We start from the raw sequence: 14,065 nt of genomic DNA, 5'->3' as shown, positions 1-14,065 counted from the left end.
CGCGGGCAAACAACATCTATTTTTGTCAAAGCTCTATTTGTACCGATGATACAACCAGGACGCAGCTGCGGTTAGCAGGAACAAAGCGAGAGCCTCCAGCGGGGTCCGCAGGGTCCAGCACAGCGGAATGGCCAGCAGCAGAAGCATGGCAAGATGAAGGGTCCGGCGGACAGAACTTACGGATCGCTGGAGAAGCCCGTCCGGCAAAGGATAGATGCGATGCCATATATGCACCCGGTAATATCGCTTCAAATCGGCCAGCTGCAGCGCTCCGAACAGCGCAAAGGCGAGATAAGCCGCGATCGAGGCCCATTCGCTGCGCAGGGAAGCCAGAATGACGATTCCCACTACCGTAAGCCGGAAGGTAATGCCAAGCAGCTCGGAGCGAAGCCAGATCAGCGTATACATATACGTATACGAGGAAGAGGCCTGGAAAGGAATGAATGGCAGCCAGGATGTCGGTATGCGGGTATTTCTTGCTTTACCTTGCACCTGCGGTACGTCGATGAACCAGTTCAATATGCGGTACACTCCGGCGCGGTGCCGTTTCTCCCAATCGATCAGCAGCATCCAATGAACCACATATTTGCTTGGCACCCGAAGCAGAGCAAGGTAGACGATGGAGCCTGCTGCAAGGACCATGACGCCGTAGGGCAGCTTCCAGGCGAACATGCCGTATGCCGATATCGCCGTCCCTATCCAGCGCAGAACCGCGAACCATCTTCTTGTGCCTGCCTCCTGAAGCTGCAGCTCGGCCCATTTGCCGTAAAGGATGACCCATTTGAACAGCAGCCAGATCACGAGAATCAGGAAGAACCGGGTCCCGCCGGATGCCGTCATTTTGGCGTACAAAGGCCATACGAGCCCCCAGGCTGCAACGACGGCGGCGGATTGAAGCAGAAGCGCCTTCTGCATCGCGGCCTTTAAATAAGCATTCATTCCGCGCTCATGAGGAAGCAGGAACAAGATGTCGGCATCCTGCAGATAGGTGCGTATTTTGCCTCCTGCAAGCGGAAGCAGCATGACGGCTCCGCACAGCAGCTCCCACGGAAATGCCGGCGTCACCCATCCGAGAAACAACCGGTATGCAATAGAAAAGAGCAGGAATGCGGCGACGGCAGACATAATCAGGCTTTGTAAAGCGTAATGAAGATAGGGACGAATTTCTTTAAGAAACTCAGCCGAACGGCGTTGATACATGGCTTTCATATCCATCAGCGGTTTACGCCCCTTGTCACCAGGCTGCAGAATACATCGTCCAGCGGAGCGGACGGCATCCCCGCTGCCGTCTGCAGCGTCTCTACCGTCCCCGATACGATGAGCTTGCCTTGATGCATGACGAGAAATTCGTCGCAGTACCGTTCGATCGTCGCCAATATGTGTGAGCTGATCAAGATGGCTGCTCCGCTCTGCTTGACGGTAACCATCAAATCGAGCAGAGACCTCATGCTGAGCGGATCGAGCCCGAGGAACGGCTCGTCGATGATGTACAGCTCCGGCTCTACGAGGAAGGCGCACAGGATCATCACCTTTTGCCGCATGCCCTTGGATAAATGCGAGGCCAAGCGGCCGGTCAAAGCGTCCATTTGGAATTGCTCCAGGAGCGGCTTGATCCGCTTCTGGAAGGAGCCCTTGTCTACGCCGTAGGCGCGGGCCGTCAGCTCCAAATGCTCCTGAACGGTCAATTCTTCATATAAGAGCGGGCTTTCCGGAACATAGGCGAAGGTTTGGCGGTACTGCTCCTGCGATTCGGCCAGCGTTTTTCCTTTTAGACGAATTTCCCCTTGATGGGGCTGCATGAGTCCAAGAATGTGCTTGATCGTCGTGCTTTTGCCGGCGCCGTTCAAGCCGATGAGCCCGACCATTTCCCCGGGCCGCACCCGGAAATTCAGATCATGCAGCACAGGCTGCTGGCGGCTGTAGCCTCCGGTTACGTGATCTACTTCCAATATCGGTTGCATGCGAATCCCCCCTGAATAGGCTTGTATCTTATAAGACTAGCGGAAATGGAGACTTATTTCCAGTCGGTGAAGGATATGATCTGATGATTATGACGAGGAGGAATGTTCACACCCTAGCGAAATTATACTAAATAATGGAAGGGGGTGAAATGATGAAACTGAAAAGAATAGCAGCAGCTTTATTTGCTTTGACCATGTTTGCAACGTCGGCCGTGCCGGCCTTTGCCGACGGCCGCTGGCAATGTCCCGGATGCACCTGCAATCAATACAAATATTTTGTAGACATTGATCTTGTCAATTGGTCCGGCACAACGCCGATCGGAACCTTGGGTCCCTACGATGATTACACCTCAGCTAAAGCGGCGGCCGACAATTATCTCTACTATTATCCCGAATACAAGGCCGATATTTATGACGCGCAATATTGCTCCTAGCAGAATGGAGAGGGGAGAGCCCCTCTCCTTGCTTCTGTCAAGAACCTTATAGTCTGAAAAATCGCTTTGGTACTTCGGCAGGTATGCTCTTCCGGCTGCTTTCCGGCTAGTACCTGAGCCTGGCTTCTTCCTGCTTTATGGGGTTATTTTGCTATGATAATAAAGAACCCCCCAATGTCCCGAAGGAAATTGAGGGGTTGAAGAAGTCCAGCTTACGCTTCCGTTGCTCCTGCAAGCTTGCTGTCACTAGCGGTGAAGCCACCGCTCTCAGGCGTAACGGACGGTTCCGCGAGACCGAACTGCTTTTCGCTCTTCGCAATAACGACGGTCGCTACACTGTTCCCGATCAGATTGGTAATGGCACGCGCTTCGGACATGAAACGGTCGACACCGAGCAGCAGCGCCATGCCTTCGATAGGAATGACATTCCCCGGAACGGCGGACAAGGTTGCGGCGAGTGTGATGAAGCCGGACCCGGTAACGCCTGCCGCGCCTTTGGAGGTGAGCATCAGGATGCCCAGCACGGTCAAAATTTGAACCCAGGTCAGCTCGACGCCATAAGCTTGAGCGATGAACAAAGCCGCCATGGACAAGTAAATCGAGGTTCCGTCCAGATTAAAGGAATAACCGGTAGGAACGACAAGGCCGACAACGGACTTGGAGCAGCCGTATTTCTCGAGACGCTGCATTAAGCGGGGAAGAGCAGATTCGGATGACGAAGTGCCGAGTACGAGCAAAATCTCTTCTTTAATGAATTTCAGCAGGTTAAAGATGCTGAAGCCGTACAGCTTGCCAATGGCACCAAGGATGATAACAACGAACAGGAACATCGTAATGTAGACGGAGCCCATCATTTTGCCGAGCGAGAACAGGGACCCGATACCGAATTTGCCGATCGTGTAGGCCATGGCTCCACCTGCGGCAAATGGAGAGAACCGCATGATGATGCTGACGAGCCGGAAGAAAATATCGTTCACTTTCTCGAAGAAAACGGTTACCGGTTTGACTTTATCTCCCAATCCTGCCATGGCTAAGCCGAACAGAACGGAGAAGAACAGGACGGGCAGCATTTCCCCCTTGGCCAAGGCGCCGACAGCGCTGTCAGGAATGATGCTGAGGACGAAATCCATAAAGCCGTGAGGCGTTTCCGCCGCTTGCTTGGCGTATTTCGCGACATCCGCCGCATTTTTGCCGACGTTGCTAATATCCATGCCGGAGCCGGGCTTGATAATGTACATAACCGCAATCCCGATAGCCATCGCGAACGTCGTTACGAGTTCAAAGTAGATCAGGGCCTTACCGCCGATGCGGCCGATTTTCTTCATATCACCCATATTGGCGAAGCCGATGACGATGGTGAAGAAGACGATGGGAGCGATGATCATTTTGATCAGCTTGACGAATATATCGCCCAACACCTTGAGCTGAACCCCGAAGGCCGGGAACAGTTGACCGATCAAAATACCGATGACGATGGCAATCAGCACTTGGACGGTCAGGTTTTTGAAGTTGATTCTCATAAGTACCCCTCTTTCATGCGGGAGCCCGCCGTTATGATAATTAATGGGATGCGGCTTATTTCGGAGTTTTGGGCGCTTCACGAAACGTTGTAGCCGTTTACATTCCCTTTCGAAGTTTGTTTCTGTAGGCTTTATGTTATCGCTTACAACAGGAAATGTGAATCATTTGACCATATTGGTGCTTTTGGTCTTTTTGGTCTTAAGGAAGGTATAAAGGAACAGTAATTGACATACCCTATGGGGGTATATTATAATCAATTCGAGAGGAGTGATTAGAATGCAAACCATTACGTTGAAGGTGGAAGGAATGTCCTGCAACCACTGTGTAAACTCTATAGAAGGCGCATTAAAGGAGATTGGAGCTAACGGCAGCGTGAGCTTGCCGGACAAAACCGTGACCGTTTCCTTTGATGAGAAGAAGCTGAACGAAACGGCTATTCAAGAAGCGATTGAAGATCAAGGGTACGATGTGGTGAAATAACCTCGTATACAAGAACGCAGGCGGGAGCGGGTTGCTCTGGAGCCTGCGTTTTTTTTATGGACTATACCATTTATAGATTTCGGGGCACGCCACGAAAGAAGCAGCTGAGCCCGTTTCGAAGCCATGGTCTCCCTTTTGTGGGGTTTATTTGTGTTTCCATAGATAGGCAGATTACATAAGAAGGCTTCCTAGTAAAATTGGGCTTGCGCCACATCTTTACAAACCACAGCCAATGAGATATTTTTATAGTATCATCTCATTATTCAAAACCACGTTTCATCTGATGAAACTAAATGGAGAGGCGGGATTGGGTATGGATATCAAGGAGCAGGTGAAGGCGCAATTCGGAGCGAATGCGGCCAAGTATGTGAGCAGTCCGCGTCATGCATCAGGTCATGATTTGACTATGCTCGGGGATTGGGTCAAGGAGGAGCAGGCTCAATCCGCACTGGACATCGCTACAGGTGGAGGGCATTGCGCGCTCGCATTGGCCGGGGCGGTTCGGGAAGTGACGACGCTTGATATGACGCCGGAGATGCTGCGGGAAGCAGAGGCGTTCATCCGCAGCAAAGGCGCGGTTAACGTAACCTATGTACAGGGTGATGCGGAGCATCTGCCTTTTGAGGATGAGTCGTTCGATCTGGTGGCGTGCCGTATTGCCGCTCACCATTTTCCCGATGCAGACCGGTTTGTTAAGGAGGCCGCTCGCGTGCTGAAACCGCGCGGATGCTTTATTCTGATGGATAATGTGGCTCTGGAGCCGGATTTGCTCGACACGCTGTATAACGACGTGGAAAAGCGGAGAGATCCTAGTCATTTTCGCGCCTGGAAAAAGACGGACTGGGTTAAGCGGACGGAAATGGCCGGGCTGCGGCTAGAGCAATTGCAGCAATCGGATAAGCCTTTTGCTTTCGAGTCGTGGTGCGCCCGCATGAACGTCCCAAAGGACGTACAGGATCAGCTCGAGTCAGATATGCTGGGCTGGCCGGCGGAGGTAAGAAAGCAGCTGGGAGTGCGGAGTGAGGACGGCAGGCTTAAGGAGTTCGTTGGGAGCTATATGATGTTCAAAGCAAGGAAGGTCTGATTCATCCCGGGCAGTCCATAGGGGCGGCCTTACGGCAACCGAGAACCGCCTCTATCGGGAGGCCAGCACATATTTATTGACCGGGCGGCCGACCCCGTATTGCAGATCAAGACGGACCTTTCCGGTCTTCTCCAGGTACTCTAGGTATCTTCGGGCGGTCACCCGCGCAATGCCGACTCCTTCTGCGACTTCCTCCGCCGAGAGCGGGCTGGGCTGCTGCACGAGAAATTGGACGATTTGCTTCATCGTGACGGCCTGCAGCCCTTTGGGCAGCTCGGCTGCCGACAGCCAGGCATCTGCGACCGGGGCATGCTTGCCAGCCGACGCTGCTTCCGAAGCAGCCGGAGGACGGTCATTGCCCCGTTGAAGCATGCGGTCCAGCTCGCTTTGCGAAATCGTGCCGCTATGCTCTAGCGCCAGCTTCATCCTGCGGTAATGCTCCAGCGCTTGCCGGACCCGTTCAAATTTAAACGGTTTCATGATATAGTCTACGGCGCCGTATTGAAGCATCCGCTGAATCGTTTTTTGGTCATTGGCCGCACTGATGACCATCACATCCACAGCGAGCTGCTCCTGCCGGATTTGCGTCAGCGTCTTGATGCCGTCCTGCTGGGGCATGTAGATGTCCATAATCACAAGATCCGGCTTCAGCTCCCGGATGCGCTCCATGCCTTCCGTGCCGGTGCCAGCAACCCCTGCTACGGCGAAGCCCTCGACCTGCTCCACGAACTGCCGGTTCACCTCCTGTACCATAAGGTCATCTTCTACTAACAGCACCTGAAATATCTTTGTCATAGGGTTCTCCCGCCTTCCTCCATTCATCATCATTTGGTTTCTTACGAATCGGAGCTTTCCGATGGGGCTCCTGTGTCTTCACTGTGCGGCTTCATCGGGAATGAAATAAGAAAGCTGGTCCCCTCACCCGGAACCGAATCGACATGGATCGTGCCTTCGCCTTTTTGCACAATGCCGGCGATAAGATACAGACCGATGCCGCGGCCGCTTACTCCCTTCGTGGTGAATCCCTGCTTGAAGATCTGGTCGCGGATATGAGGATCGATGCCGACGCCGTTATCCTCCACCAGAATCGAGAGCACCTCGTCGTCCTGTTCAATGCTGACGAAGATTCGCTTCTCCGTACGCGATACGGACTGCAGGGCGTCAAATGCATTCTCGAGCAAATTTCCTAACAATATGACGAAATCATGATGATCCAGCAGTCTCGGAAAATGCTCAAGACGGCTCTGCCGGTCGATTTCGACCTGAATGCCGAGCTCACTGCCCCGGCTGATCTTGCCGAGCAGCAGCCCGGTAACGCTGTCATTCTTGAGCTTCTGGCTCAGGAAACGGGTCAGCTCTTCCTTTTCTTCGGAAATTTCGAATAAATAGGCCAGTGCCTTCTCTTTATTACCCAGCTGAATCAGCCCGCCGATAGTGTGCAGCTTATTCATATATTCATGACTCTGCACCCGCAGCGCATCGACGAACGCCTTGACCCCGGTCAGCTCCTCGGCAATCCGCGTAACCTCGGTACGATCCTGGAAGATCGCTACCGCACCGACGGTCTGATCGTTCACTGTTATAGGAACACGGTTGCTCATGATGAGTGTAGTGCCGAACAACAGCTCCTGATTGTATACAGGATGATTCATTTCGAGAATTTCCGGCAGCCTGGTGTCCGGCAGTACGTCACGGATCGGCTTGCCGATAACGTCTCCCTCAATCTTCATGATCTGCTTCGCTTTATCATTAAATATCGTAATCCGCTCATCCTTGTCAATGGCGATGATCCCTTCGTGCATGGCATGGAACGTCGCCGTGCGTTCAACGAGAATGCGGGCGATTTCATGGGGCTCGAGCTCGAACATCTGCTTCTTGATGTGCTGTGCGAGCTTCCATGACCACCATATGCCCGGCAGCAGCGACAGCAGCACAATGACGTAAGCCTGCCCGCTCAGATTGAGCAGCACCTGTCCGATGGTCGGCATGATCTGCCCGACCAGCACGACGCCGACCTGTACATGGTCGGCATTCATTACCGGCACGAAAGCGCGCAGCGCCGTGCCGAGCTCACCCTTTGCCTTGGACACGTACGTGTGCTCGGCAAAGGCGGATCCTTCATCGGCACTGAGCGAGGGCGTGCCGATTTTGGATTGAACCGGGTGCGAGAGCCTCACCCGGTTCATGTCCATCACGACGATGTAGGTCACGTCGTTGATGATGCGAATGCGCTCCGCGGCCTCCTGAATGGCCGCGGGATTATCGCCGGCCGTCACCTCGGGCAGCTGCGCTACCGTTCGCGCCGTAACCAGGAGCCGGCGGCTGGTCTCCGTCTCGTTCAGGCTGATGATGGTCCCCACGAGAATCGTTCCCCCGATCATCAGCGAAAAGAGCACGATACACGAGGACAGAATGGCGATTTTGCCGTTGATTTTCAGACGATGCAGCATGAGGAATGGCGAGGCTCCTTCCGGCAATGTATACCTACCATCATACAATACGAAGGAGGATTGAGAAACCCGTGTCCTTTAGGATCGGATAGGTGAACAGGTCATTCAAGAGTGGCAGAAGGGCATCCCATTACTTGCTGCCTTGGCTGCCTCCGGAGCTGCCGCCTGATTTTCCTCCCGACTTCCCTCCAGATTTTCCTTCGCCTTCTTCTCCGGATTTTCCGCCCTTCTCCTTTTCTTTCTCCTTCGAGGTACCGGATTGCTGCCGCGATTTCTGCAGCTTTTTGAGCTGCTCTTTGTCCGCCTTTCTGATTTTTTCCGCTTCCTCATACTCATGCTGCTTGATTTGCTTATACATGTTCATCTGCTCGCGCAGCGCGGAATCGACCGGCTTTTGCTGCTGGGTGCTCTGTGCCTTTTGCTGTCCTTTTCCTCCCGAGCTGCTTTTGCTCTTGCCTCCGCAGGCTGATAGCTGGAACATTACCAGGAAGCAGAGCAGAACACAAAGACAACTTTTTATGGCATAAAAACGGGATGGTTTCAACGGTTACAGCCCCTTTCATTTGATGAAATTAGGTTGTCCCTAAACTTGGCAGTTCATTTATTTGCTGATTTTTTTGATTTTTTGTATACAAATGAATACAATTATAGTGTGAAGAAACAATCATTCTTACCGGGAGGGGTAACATCGTTATGGCGGAAACATACCGCAAGTCCAAAATCGAACATTATCTTGATCGGTTGCTCGTGCGCAAGCAAGCGCTGATAAGGCAGTTGGAGCTCCATGAGCTTGAACAGTCAAAGGAATTTATCCGCGGTCAGCTTGCAGCAACAGACATGATTATTTGGGAGCTTGCGGTTGAGTTCGATTTAACCGACCAACTAATCGAAGGGGGAAGAGGAAATGTCAGCGAACGTTGTGCAAAAAAGTCAATCGGAGCCCACACTTCCGCATCACTCCAGGGCCACTCGGCTCCAACTAATTAGAAGAGCTTTTTTCATGCTCCTGGGGGCAGCCTTAGTTTCTGTAGGACTAGAAATATTTTTAGTGCCGAATAATATTATTGACGGCGGTGTCGTAGGGATATCGATTATTTTGTCCCATCTTACGGGAATTCCGCTTGGTGTCTTTTTACTGCTGGTTAACATGCCGTTTTTGTTTCTAGGCTATAAGCAAATCGGAAAAACCTTCGCAATTTCCACTTTGATCAGCGTATTCTTCATGTCCGTCGGGACATGGCTGCTTCATCCTGTGCCACCGCTTACTATTGATCCGCTGCTTGCGGCAGTGTTCGGCGGCATTATCGTCGGGATAGGCGTAGGGATGGTAATCCGTTCCGGCGGCTCTCTCGATGGCACGGAAATCGTCGCAATTCTCCTCAACAAGAAAACTCCATTTTCCGTAGGCGAGGTCGTCATGTTCTTCAACCTGTTTATTCTCGGCAGCGCAGGCTTCGTGTTCGGCTGGGATCATGCCATGTACTCTTTGATCGCTTATTATATTGCTTATAAAATGATCGACATCACCATTGAAGGCTTTGACGAATCCAAATCGGTTTGGATCATCAGCGATAATTACAAGGCTATCGGGGATGCGCTGCTCAGCCGTCTGGGCCGGGGCGTAACCTATTTAAACGGGGAAGGCGGATTTTCCGGCGGGGAAAAGAAGGTCATCTTCTGCATTATTACCCGGCTGGAGGAAGCCAAGCTGAAATCGATCGTAGAGGACCATGACCAGAACGCGTTCTTAGCCATCGGCAATATCCATGACGTCAAGGGCGGACGGTTTAAGAAAAAGGATATTCACTAGCGAAGCAGCGGTCTATCGTATCTAAAACGGGAAGCAAGGAGTCGCACCATGAGATCCTATTGGAGTATCGCGCTGATGGTTGCCGCGGGAATGGCTGCGGCGGTGCTGATAGGGTTTTACCCTATGCTGTCGCAAGCGCCGGCTGCCTATGATGATGAGCAGGAAGGGTTCGATACGCAGCTTGTGATCAAGTTCAGCCATGTCGTCGCGGAGAATACCCCCAAGGGGCTGGCTGCTCAGGAATTTGCAAGACTGGTGAAGGAGAAGACAAACGATCGTGTCAAGGTAGAGGTTTATCCGAACGGGGTGCTTTATTCGGAGGTGGATGAGATCGATGCGCTGCAGCAGGGCAGCGTACAGATGATCGCTCCGTCCTTCCCGAACCTGTCGGAATTGCTGCCATCGTGGATGGCTCTCGATTTGCCCTTCGCTTTTCCAACCAATGAAGCGGTGCAGGAAGCCTTTCAGGGGGAGATCGGATCGACGCTGTTCGGACAGCTGGAGCGTGTTAACATGGTGGGCATGGCGTTTTGGGGCAACGGATTCAAGCAGCTTACAAGTAATATCGGGCCGATCGTTCATCCGTCGGACCTGAGAGGTCAGCATTTTCGGACGATGCGCAGCAAGCTGTTGGACGCAGAATTTCGTTTGTTTGATATGCGGACGACAGAGATGCCGTTTAATCAAGTGTACCGTAATCTCGAGAACGGCACTGTGGATGGTGGCGAAAATTCGATCTCCAATATTTACACGAAAAAGTTTTACCAGGTTCAAAAGTATTTGACGATCAGCAATCATGGCTATCTCGGCTATGCCGTCCTGATGAACCGGACATTCTGGAAGAAGCTCCCCGCCGACATACAGCAGCAGATTCAGGAGGCGATGGAGGAGACGACGGAATGGGCCAACCAGAACGCCATTCTAATGAATCAAAAGCAGCTTGAGGAGATCAGGAACGAATCCCGGATACAGATATACACGTTGAGCCTGGAGGAGCGCAAAGAGTGGATGGACGCATGGGAGCCGATCTATACCCAGTATGAATCTTATATCGGGACAGAGCTCATCAAGAAGATCAGGAAGCTCCAGCAAAAATACAGCGAATATGCTCCGGCGCCGGTAGCTTCATAGGTTCAGCCCTTGTGCTGGATGCTCGAAAAAAGTCAGACCGCTCTGCCGGCTGGCTTTTTTGGAGTTTCTGCAAAGTGTCTGAAACAGCATCAAAGACAAGGCATCGAGGAAAAAAGATAGAGGCTCTAGATCAATGGGAGCCTCTTTTTGCCGCGGTATAACTGAATAAAGATTTTAAGTGCGGTGGCTGATTTACAATTATTTTACATAGAAAGCGTTATGTCGATGAAACAAATGATCTATACACGGCGTCTAACATACCGTCAATTACAATGTATGGAATGAGGTGACTGGGGTGCGACGATTTGTTTTTATGGCTAGCCTTTTGGCACTACTGTTTGGAACGTTTTTGCTTGAGGTTCAAGTTCAAGCGAGGGTGGGGGAGGTAAAGGTGAGCATACCGGTGTTTCCAGTAACGTTGGACGGGGTGCCCATCGTTCAGGAACACAACACTTACCCCTTGATTACATTCAAGGACATTACTTACTTCCCATTAACCTGGAGTGCAACGCGGGCTCTAGGGCTTGCTTACTCATGGGACGATCAGAACGGGCTATCTATCGTACCTGGCTACGAACAAGGAATACCAGGAAAAATAAAATGGAGCCAAGACAACTCGGCTACCAACCGTCCAGGTACACAATATACAGCATCGTTAGTTTCCTTTCCCGTTTCCGTGTATGGGCAGATGATAGATAATGCATCGGAACCGTTTCCTTTGCTGCAGTTTCGCGATATTACTTATTTCCCGATGACCTGGCATTTTGCACACGATCTGTTCCATATGAACCTGGAGTGGAAGGAGCCTGACGGTTTGACGATAACGAAGGAGCAGAACCGCATATTCGACAGAATCGAGTATGACGATGAAAATTACCTATACATCCGGAATTATATGTATAAGCACGACGCGCCCGGATATTTAAAAATCGCCAAATCGTTGAAGGAACCACCGCAATGGATTCGTGCAGAAACGGTAGGTAAATTGTTTGAGAAGCAGACGCAGTCGCTGTGGGGATTTGATGGTGAGGCCGAACTGAAGCAAAAGGAGGATGTTCTTTATTTTCAGGATGCACGGCTTACATCAATCAAAAAGTATTTGGATGAAAATAAAGAATTGTTTGAGGCATATCCGAATGCCGTCAATAATGGTGTTTCTTACCACGGGATGACGCACAAATTAAGCGGAAAATTGACATTGCTGTGGCTTGAAATTAGCGTCGATATACCGGTCAAGGACCGATTTCATGGTTCAAATGGTTATTCGATGTGCTATCTGATCCATGATGGAACCGCTACTGAGCTACCATTTTCAATGATACAGCGGTCATGGGACAACGCGGATGGAAGCCATTGGGTAGTCGGCAACCGATGGAATCTATTGCTAATCACGCCTGGAGGGGAGATACGGACGGTGAATGACCTTTTTCAGGGTTCTGAGATCGAAGTACCTCATTTCGGCTATCCACGGACGGAAGAAGGGACACTAATTATCAAGGTACACTCACCTGTATCAAGCACTTTCTCTTTGAACACGAAGCTTAACTTCAGCAAGCTCTACGGTAGTGAAATTGAAGGGCAAGCCTCGTACTCATCGTACGTCGAAGGGTATCGGAACGACCTTTACCAGGTGAGCGTTAACAAAGTGACGAATGTAACGAAAAATGAAAGCCGAACCTATTGGGATTATGAGCTTTATGAGGCTTCCGATACTGAAAAATAAAAGTAAGTTAACAGAATTACAGACGCCTGCTTCAAAAGGACCGCTTTATGTCGAGGTAGTGAGAACGAGAGTGGAATATCAATAGAGACAGCGACAAATCTTTTTTGAGAATAGTGGAATTTGGGGACTTAAAAGAAGGGGGATTACTTTGCAGAAGCTTAATCTCATTGGTTTGATACTTATTACTGCTATAATGCTTTGTGCATGCGCAAAGGATGGATCCAACCAACAGGAATCTGCTACAACAAAACAAGGTGAAAATACAGCTTTGCTGCACGTAGAGCCAATCGATTTATTTGCCGGGGATGCAAGGAAGTTTCAACCTTTTCTTGGGACGATGTCGGGTGCGGTGAAATTAAAGTACAGCGGAAACAAAGATGATATTGCTGCAAAAATCGAACTTTGGGAAAACGGAACGAAAACGAAGACATACAGTTCCATTGGCATCTCAATGCAGGATTCAGAGGATAAGACAAATAACTATGAAGGTGAATTTATCGCATCAATTAAGACCGTTTCGATTGAAGGCGGTATACCCCTGTATGAGATCACAACAGCCTTTGCGAATAAAAACGGTACGGCATCAGGGACTACATACATCGATCGGGATATTAAAAATACGGGAAGCAGTACTATCCAGTTAAATGAAAGTCTGGATGTCTCTGAAAATGATGAGGTTGCAGTATGGGGGATGCAGTCCACAGATAAGAATGGGTGGGCAAGCATTGATTTAACTCCGGAGGGATTGAAAAACGCCAAATGGGCTTTGATATTCAAGTTATCTTTAAAGTGACTAAACGTAATTTGTTACGCTATCGTTAAACGATAGCCCAATTAACCGCCTTTTTACAAAGGCGGTATTCTTATGCTAAAAATCAACATTAGAGTTTAACACAGCCTTTCTAAAATAACAAAGCGCTAAGAGGAGTGTAAGAATGCTTAATTTTAAAAAAAATTTTATCGATCACGACGCTGAGTCTGTCTATATTATTAGTGTGAATCTAAATCCTGCAAAACCAACTAATTTTTGGGGATATGCCAATATCCAATGGGGGATTAATAATCAAGTAGTTGATGGATACCCGGATGGAACGTTTAAACCAAATCAAATTGTAGAACAAGTTGAATTTTGAGGTATGCTTATCCGAACTTTCCAACCGAGCGATTTTATACAAGAATTTGATCCTAATGATTGGTCAACCTCATATAAATAATATGCCAGTAAAATGGGATGGCATGTTGTAGCACCGTCATCGTTAGGAGGGCATACAAGTTACGTTTATCTAAACAGGGGAATGGTTGTAGCTTATTTCAAATGTTACTGGAAAAAACTATAACATGGATGATTCGATCCAATATTTGCTTGATATAGGCTTAGCTAAAGAATATGGACAAGAGCTGTATGATATCGATCCTTTCTTTTATGTATGGACAAATGCTTTTCAAACCGGAGAAAGCTTTATTGAACGTG

At 50.0% G+C, this 14,065-nt stretch carries 15 protein-coding genes; 9 read left to right on the top strand and 6 right to left on the bottom strand.

The window, feature by feature from the left end; translation table 11 throughout:
- Window positions 1-33: 33 nt before the first annotated feature.
- Window positions 34-1,215, bottom strand: a complete 1,182-nt coding sequence (locus GGC63_RS05270; RefSeq protein WP_192701344.1) for an ABC transporter permease — start codon at window positions 1,213-1,215, stop codon at window positions 34-36.
- The gene (locus GGC63_RS05265) at window positions 1,215-1,961 is read right to left on the bottom strand and encodes an ABC transporter ATP-binding protein (protein WP_192701343.1); all 747 of its coding nucleotides are present in this window, start codon (window positions 1,959-1,961) and stop codon (window positions 1,215-1,217) included. Before GGC63_RS05265 ends, GGC63_RS05270 begins: the two co-directional genes overlap by 1 nt.
- Window positions 1,962-2,110: 149 nt before the next feature.
- Between GGC63_RS05265 and GGC63_RS05260 the strand changes: the two genes are divergently transcribed.
- The gene (locus GGC63_RS05260; RefSeq protein WP_144028074.1) at window positions 2,111-2,395 is read left to right on the top strand and encodes a hypothetical protein; all 285 of its coding nucleotides are present in this window, start codon (window positions 2,111-2,113) and stop codon (window positions 2,393-2,395) included.
- 212 nt (window positions 2,396-2,607) lie between these two features.
- On the opposite strand, the gene GGC63_RS05255 is transcribed toward GGC63_RS05260, so the two are convergent.
- Window positions 2,608-3,915, bottom strand: coding sequence for a dicarboxylate/amino acid:cation symporter (locus tag GGC63_RS05255; RefSeq protein WP_192701342.1), 1,308 nt, complete (start codon window positions 3,913-3,915; stop codon window positions 2,608-2,610).
- Window positions 3,916-4,192: 277 nt separating this feature from the next.
- On the opposite strand from GGC63_RS05255, the gene GGC63_RS05250 reads away from it, so the two are divergent.
- On the top strand, window positions 4,193-4,396 hold the full coding sequence (locus GGC63_RS05250) for a copper ion binding protein (RefSeq protein WP_192701341.1): 204 nt from the start codon (window positions 4,193-4,195) through the stop codon (window positions 4,394-4,396).
- 313 nt (window positions 4,397-4,709) lie between these two features.
- Window positions 4,710-5,480 carry a class I SAM-dependent methyltransferase gene (locus GGC63_RS05245; RefSeq protein ID WP_225947905.1) on the top strand — a complete coding sequence of 257 codons (771 nt, stop codon included), beginning with the start codon at window positions 4,710-4,712 and terminating at the stop codon, window positions 5,478-5,480.
- A 51-nt stretch (window positions 5,481-5,531) separates the two neighbouring features.
- Here the strand turns inward: GGC63_RS05245 and GGC63_RS05240 are convergent, their stop codons facing one another.
- The 3 genes from GGC63_RS05240 to GGC63_RS05230 form a co-directional block, all read right to left on the bottom strand.
- Complete coding sequence (locus GGC63_RS05240) at window positions 5,532-6,266, bottom strand: response regulator (protein ID WP_318780986.1); 735 nt, start codon at window positions 6,264-6,266, stop codon at window positions 5,532-5,534.
- Window positions 6,267-6,316: 50 nt separating this feature from the next.
- Window positions 6,317-7,930: a sensor histidine kinase gene (locus tag GGC63_RS05235; RefSeq protein WP_192701338.1), complete on the bottom strand. Its 1,614-nt coding sequence runs from the start codon at window positions 7,928-7,930 to the stop codon at window positions 6,317-6,319.
- Window positions 7,931-8,060: 130 nt separating this feature from the next.
- Window positions 8,061-8,474: a hypothetical protein gene (locus GGC63_RS05230; protein ID WP_192701337.1), complete on the bottom strand. Its 414-nt coding sequence runs from the start codon at window positions 8,472-8,474 to the stop codon at window positions 8,061-8,063.
- Between the two features lie 149 nt (window positions 8,475-8,623).
- Between GGC63_RS05230 and GGC63_RS05225 the strand changes: the two genes are divergently transcribed.
- The 6 genes from GGC63_RS05225 to GGC63_RS05200 all read left to right on the top strand — a co-directional run bounded on the left by GGC63_RS05225 (window position 8,624) and on the right by GGC63_RS05200 (window position 13,727).
- Window positions 8,624-8,917 (top strand): hypothetical protein, encoded by a 294-nt coding sequence (locus GGC63_RS05225; protein ID WP_144028076.1) that lies wholly within the window; start codon window positions 8,624-8,626, stop codon window positions 8,915-8,917.
- Between the two features lie 13 nt (window positions 8,918-8,930).
- On the top strand, window positions 8,931-9,740 hold the full coding sequence (locus GGC63_RS05220; protein ID WP_377739822.1) for a YitT family protein: 810 nt from the start codon (window positions 8,931-8,933) through the stop codon (window positions 9,738-9,740).
- A gap of 48 nt (window positions 9,741-9,788) precedes the next feature.
- Window positions 9,789-10,871 carry a DctP family TRAP transporter solute-binding subunit gene (locus GGC63_RS05215; RefSeq protein ID WP_192701336.1) on the top strand — a complete coding sequence of 361 codons (1,083 nt, stop codon included), beginning with the start codon at window positions 9,789-9,791 and terminating at the stop codon, window positions 10,869-10,871.
- A 391-nt stretch (window positions 10,872-11,262) separates the two neighbouring features.
- Window positions 11,263-12,594 carry a hypothetical protein gene (locus GGC63_RS05210; protein WP_192701335.1) on the top strand — a complete coding sequence of 444 codons (1,332 nt, stop codon included), beginning with the start codon at window positions 11,263-11,265 and terminating at the stop codon, window positions 12,592-12,594.
- 148 nt (window positions 12,595-12,742) lie between these two features.
- Window positions 12,743-13,387, top strand: a complete 645-nt coding sequence (locus GGC63_RS05205; RefSeq protein ID WP_192701334.1) for a hypothetical protein — start codon at window positions 12,743-12,745, stop codon at window positions 13,385-13,387.
- Between the two features lie 142 nt (window positions 13,388-13,529).
- Window positions 13,530-13,727, top strand: coding sequence for an S-layer homology domain-containing protein (locus tag GGC63_RS05200; RefSeq protein ID WP_192701333.1), 198 nt, complete (start codon window positions 13,530-13,532; stop codon window positions 13,725-13,727).
- Window positions 13,728-14,065 lie beyond the last annotated feature (338 nt).

It is taken from the genome of Paenibacillus sp. OAS669 (assembly GCF_014873645.1).
GTDB lineage: Bacteria > Bacillota > Bacilli > Paenibacillales > NBRC-103111 > Paenibacillus_S > Paenibacillus_S vulneris.
The sequence above is the reverse complement of the archived record's forward strand: the minus strand, read 5'-3'. Positions and strand labels throughout refer to the sequence as shown.

What these genes read in the sequence shown, in the direction of transcription:
- GGC63_RS05270 (WP_192701344.1), bottom strand. Translation starts at nt 1,215, where the DNA reads ATGGATATGAAAGCCATGTATCAACGCCGTTCGGCTGAGTTTCTTAAA.
- GGC63_RS05265 (WP_192701343.1), bottom strand. Translation starts at nt 1,961, where the DNA reads ATGCAACCGATATTGGAAGTAGATCACGTAACCGGAGGCTACAGCCGC.
- GGC63_RS05260 (WP_144028074.1), top strand. Translation starts at nt 2,111, where the DNA reads ATGATGAAACTGAAAAGAATAGCAGCAGCTTTATTTGCTTTGACCATG.
- GGC63_RS05255 (WP_192701342.1), bottom strand. Translation starts at nt 3,915, where the DNA reads ATGAGAATCAACTTCAAAAACCTGACCGTCCAAGTGCTGATTGCCATC.
- GGC63_RS05250 (WP_192701341.1), top strand. Translation starts at nt 4,193, where the DNA reads ATGCAAACCATTACGTTGAAGGTGGAAGGAATGTCCTGCAACCACTGT.
- GGC63_RS05245 (WP_225947905.1), top strand. Translation starts at nt 4,710, where the DNA reads ATGGATATCAAGGAGCAGGTGAAGGCGCAATTCGGAGCGAATGCGGCC.
- GGC63_RS05235 (WP_192701338.1), bottom strand. Translation starts at nt 7,930, where the DNA reads ATGCTGCATCGTCTGAAAATCAACGGCAAAATCGCCATTCTGTCCTCG.
- GGC63_RS05225 (WP_144028076.1), top strand. Translation starts at nt 8,624, where the DNA reads ATGGCGGAAACATACCGCAAGTCCAAAATCGAACATTATCTTGATCGG.
- GGC63_RS05220 (WP_377739822.1), top strand. Translation starts at nt 8,931, where the DNA reads ATGCTCCTGGGGGCAGCCTTAGTTTCTGTAGGACTAGAAATATTTTTA.
- GGC63_RS05215 (WP_192701336.1), top strand. Translation starts at nt 9,789, where the DNA reads ATGAGATCCTATTGGAGTATCGCGCTGATGGTTGCCGCGGGAATGGCT.
- GGC63_RS05200 (WP_192701333.1), top strand. Translation starts at nt 13,530, where the DNA reads ATGCTTAATTTTAAAAAAAATTTTATCGATCACGACGCTGAGTCTGTC.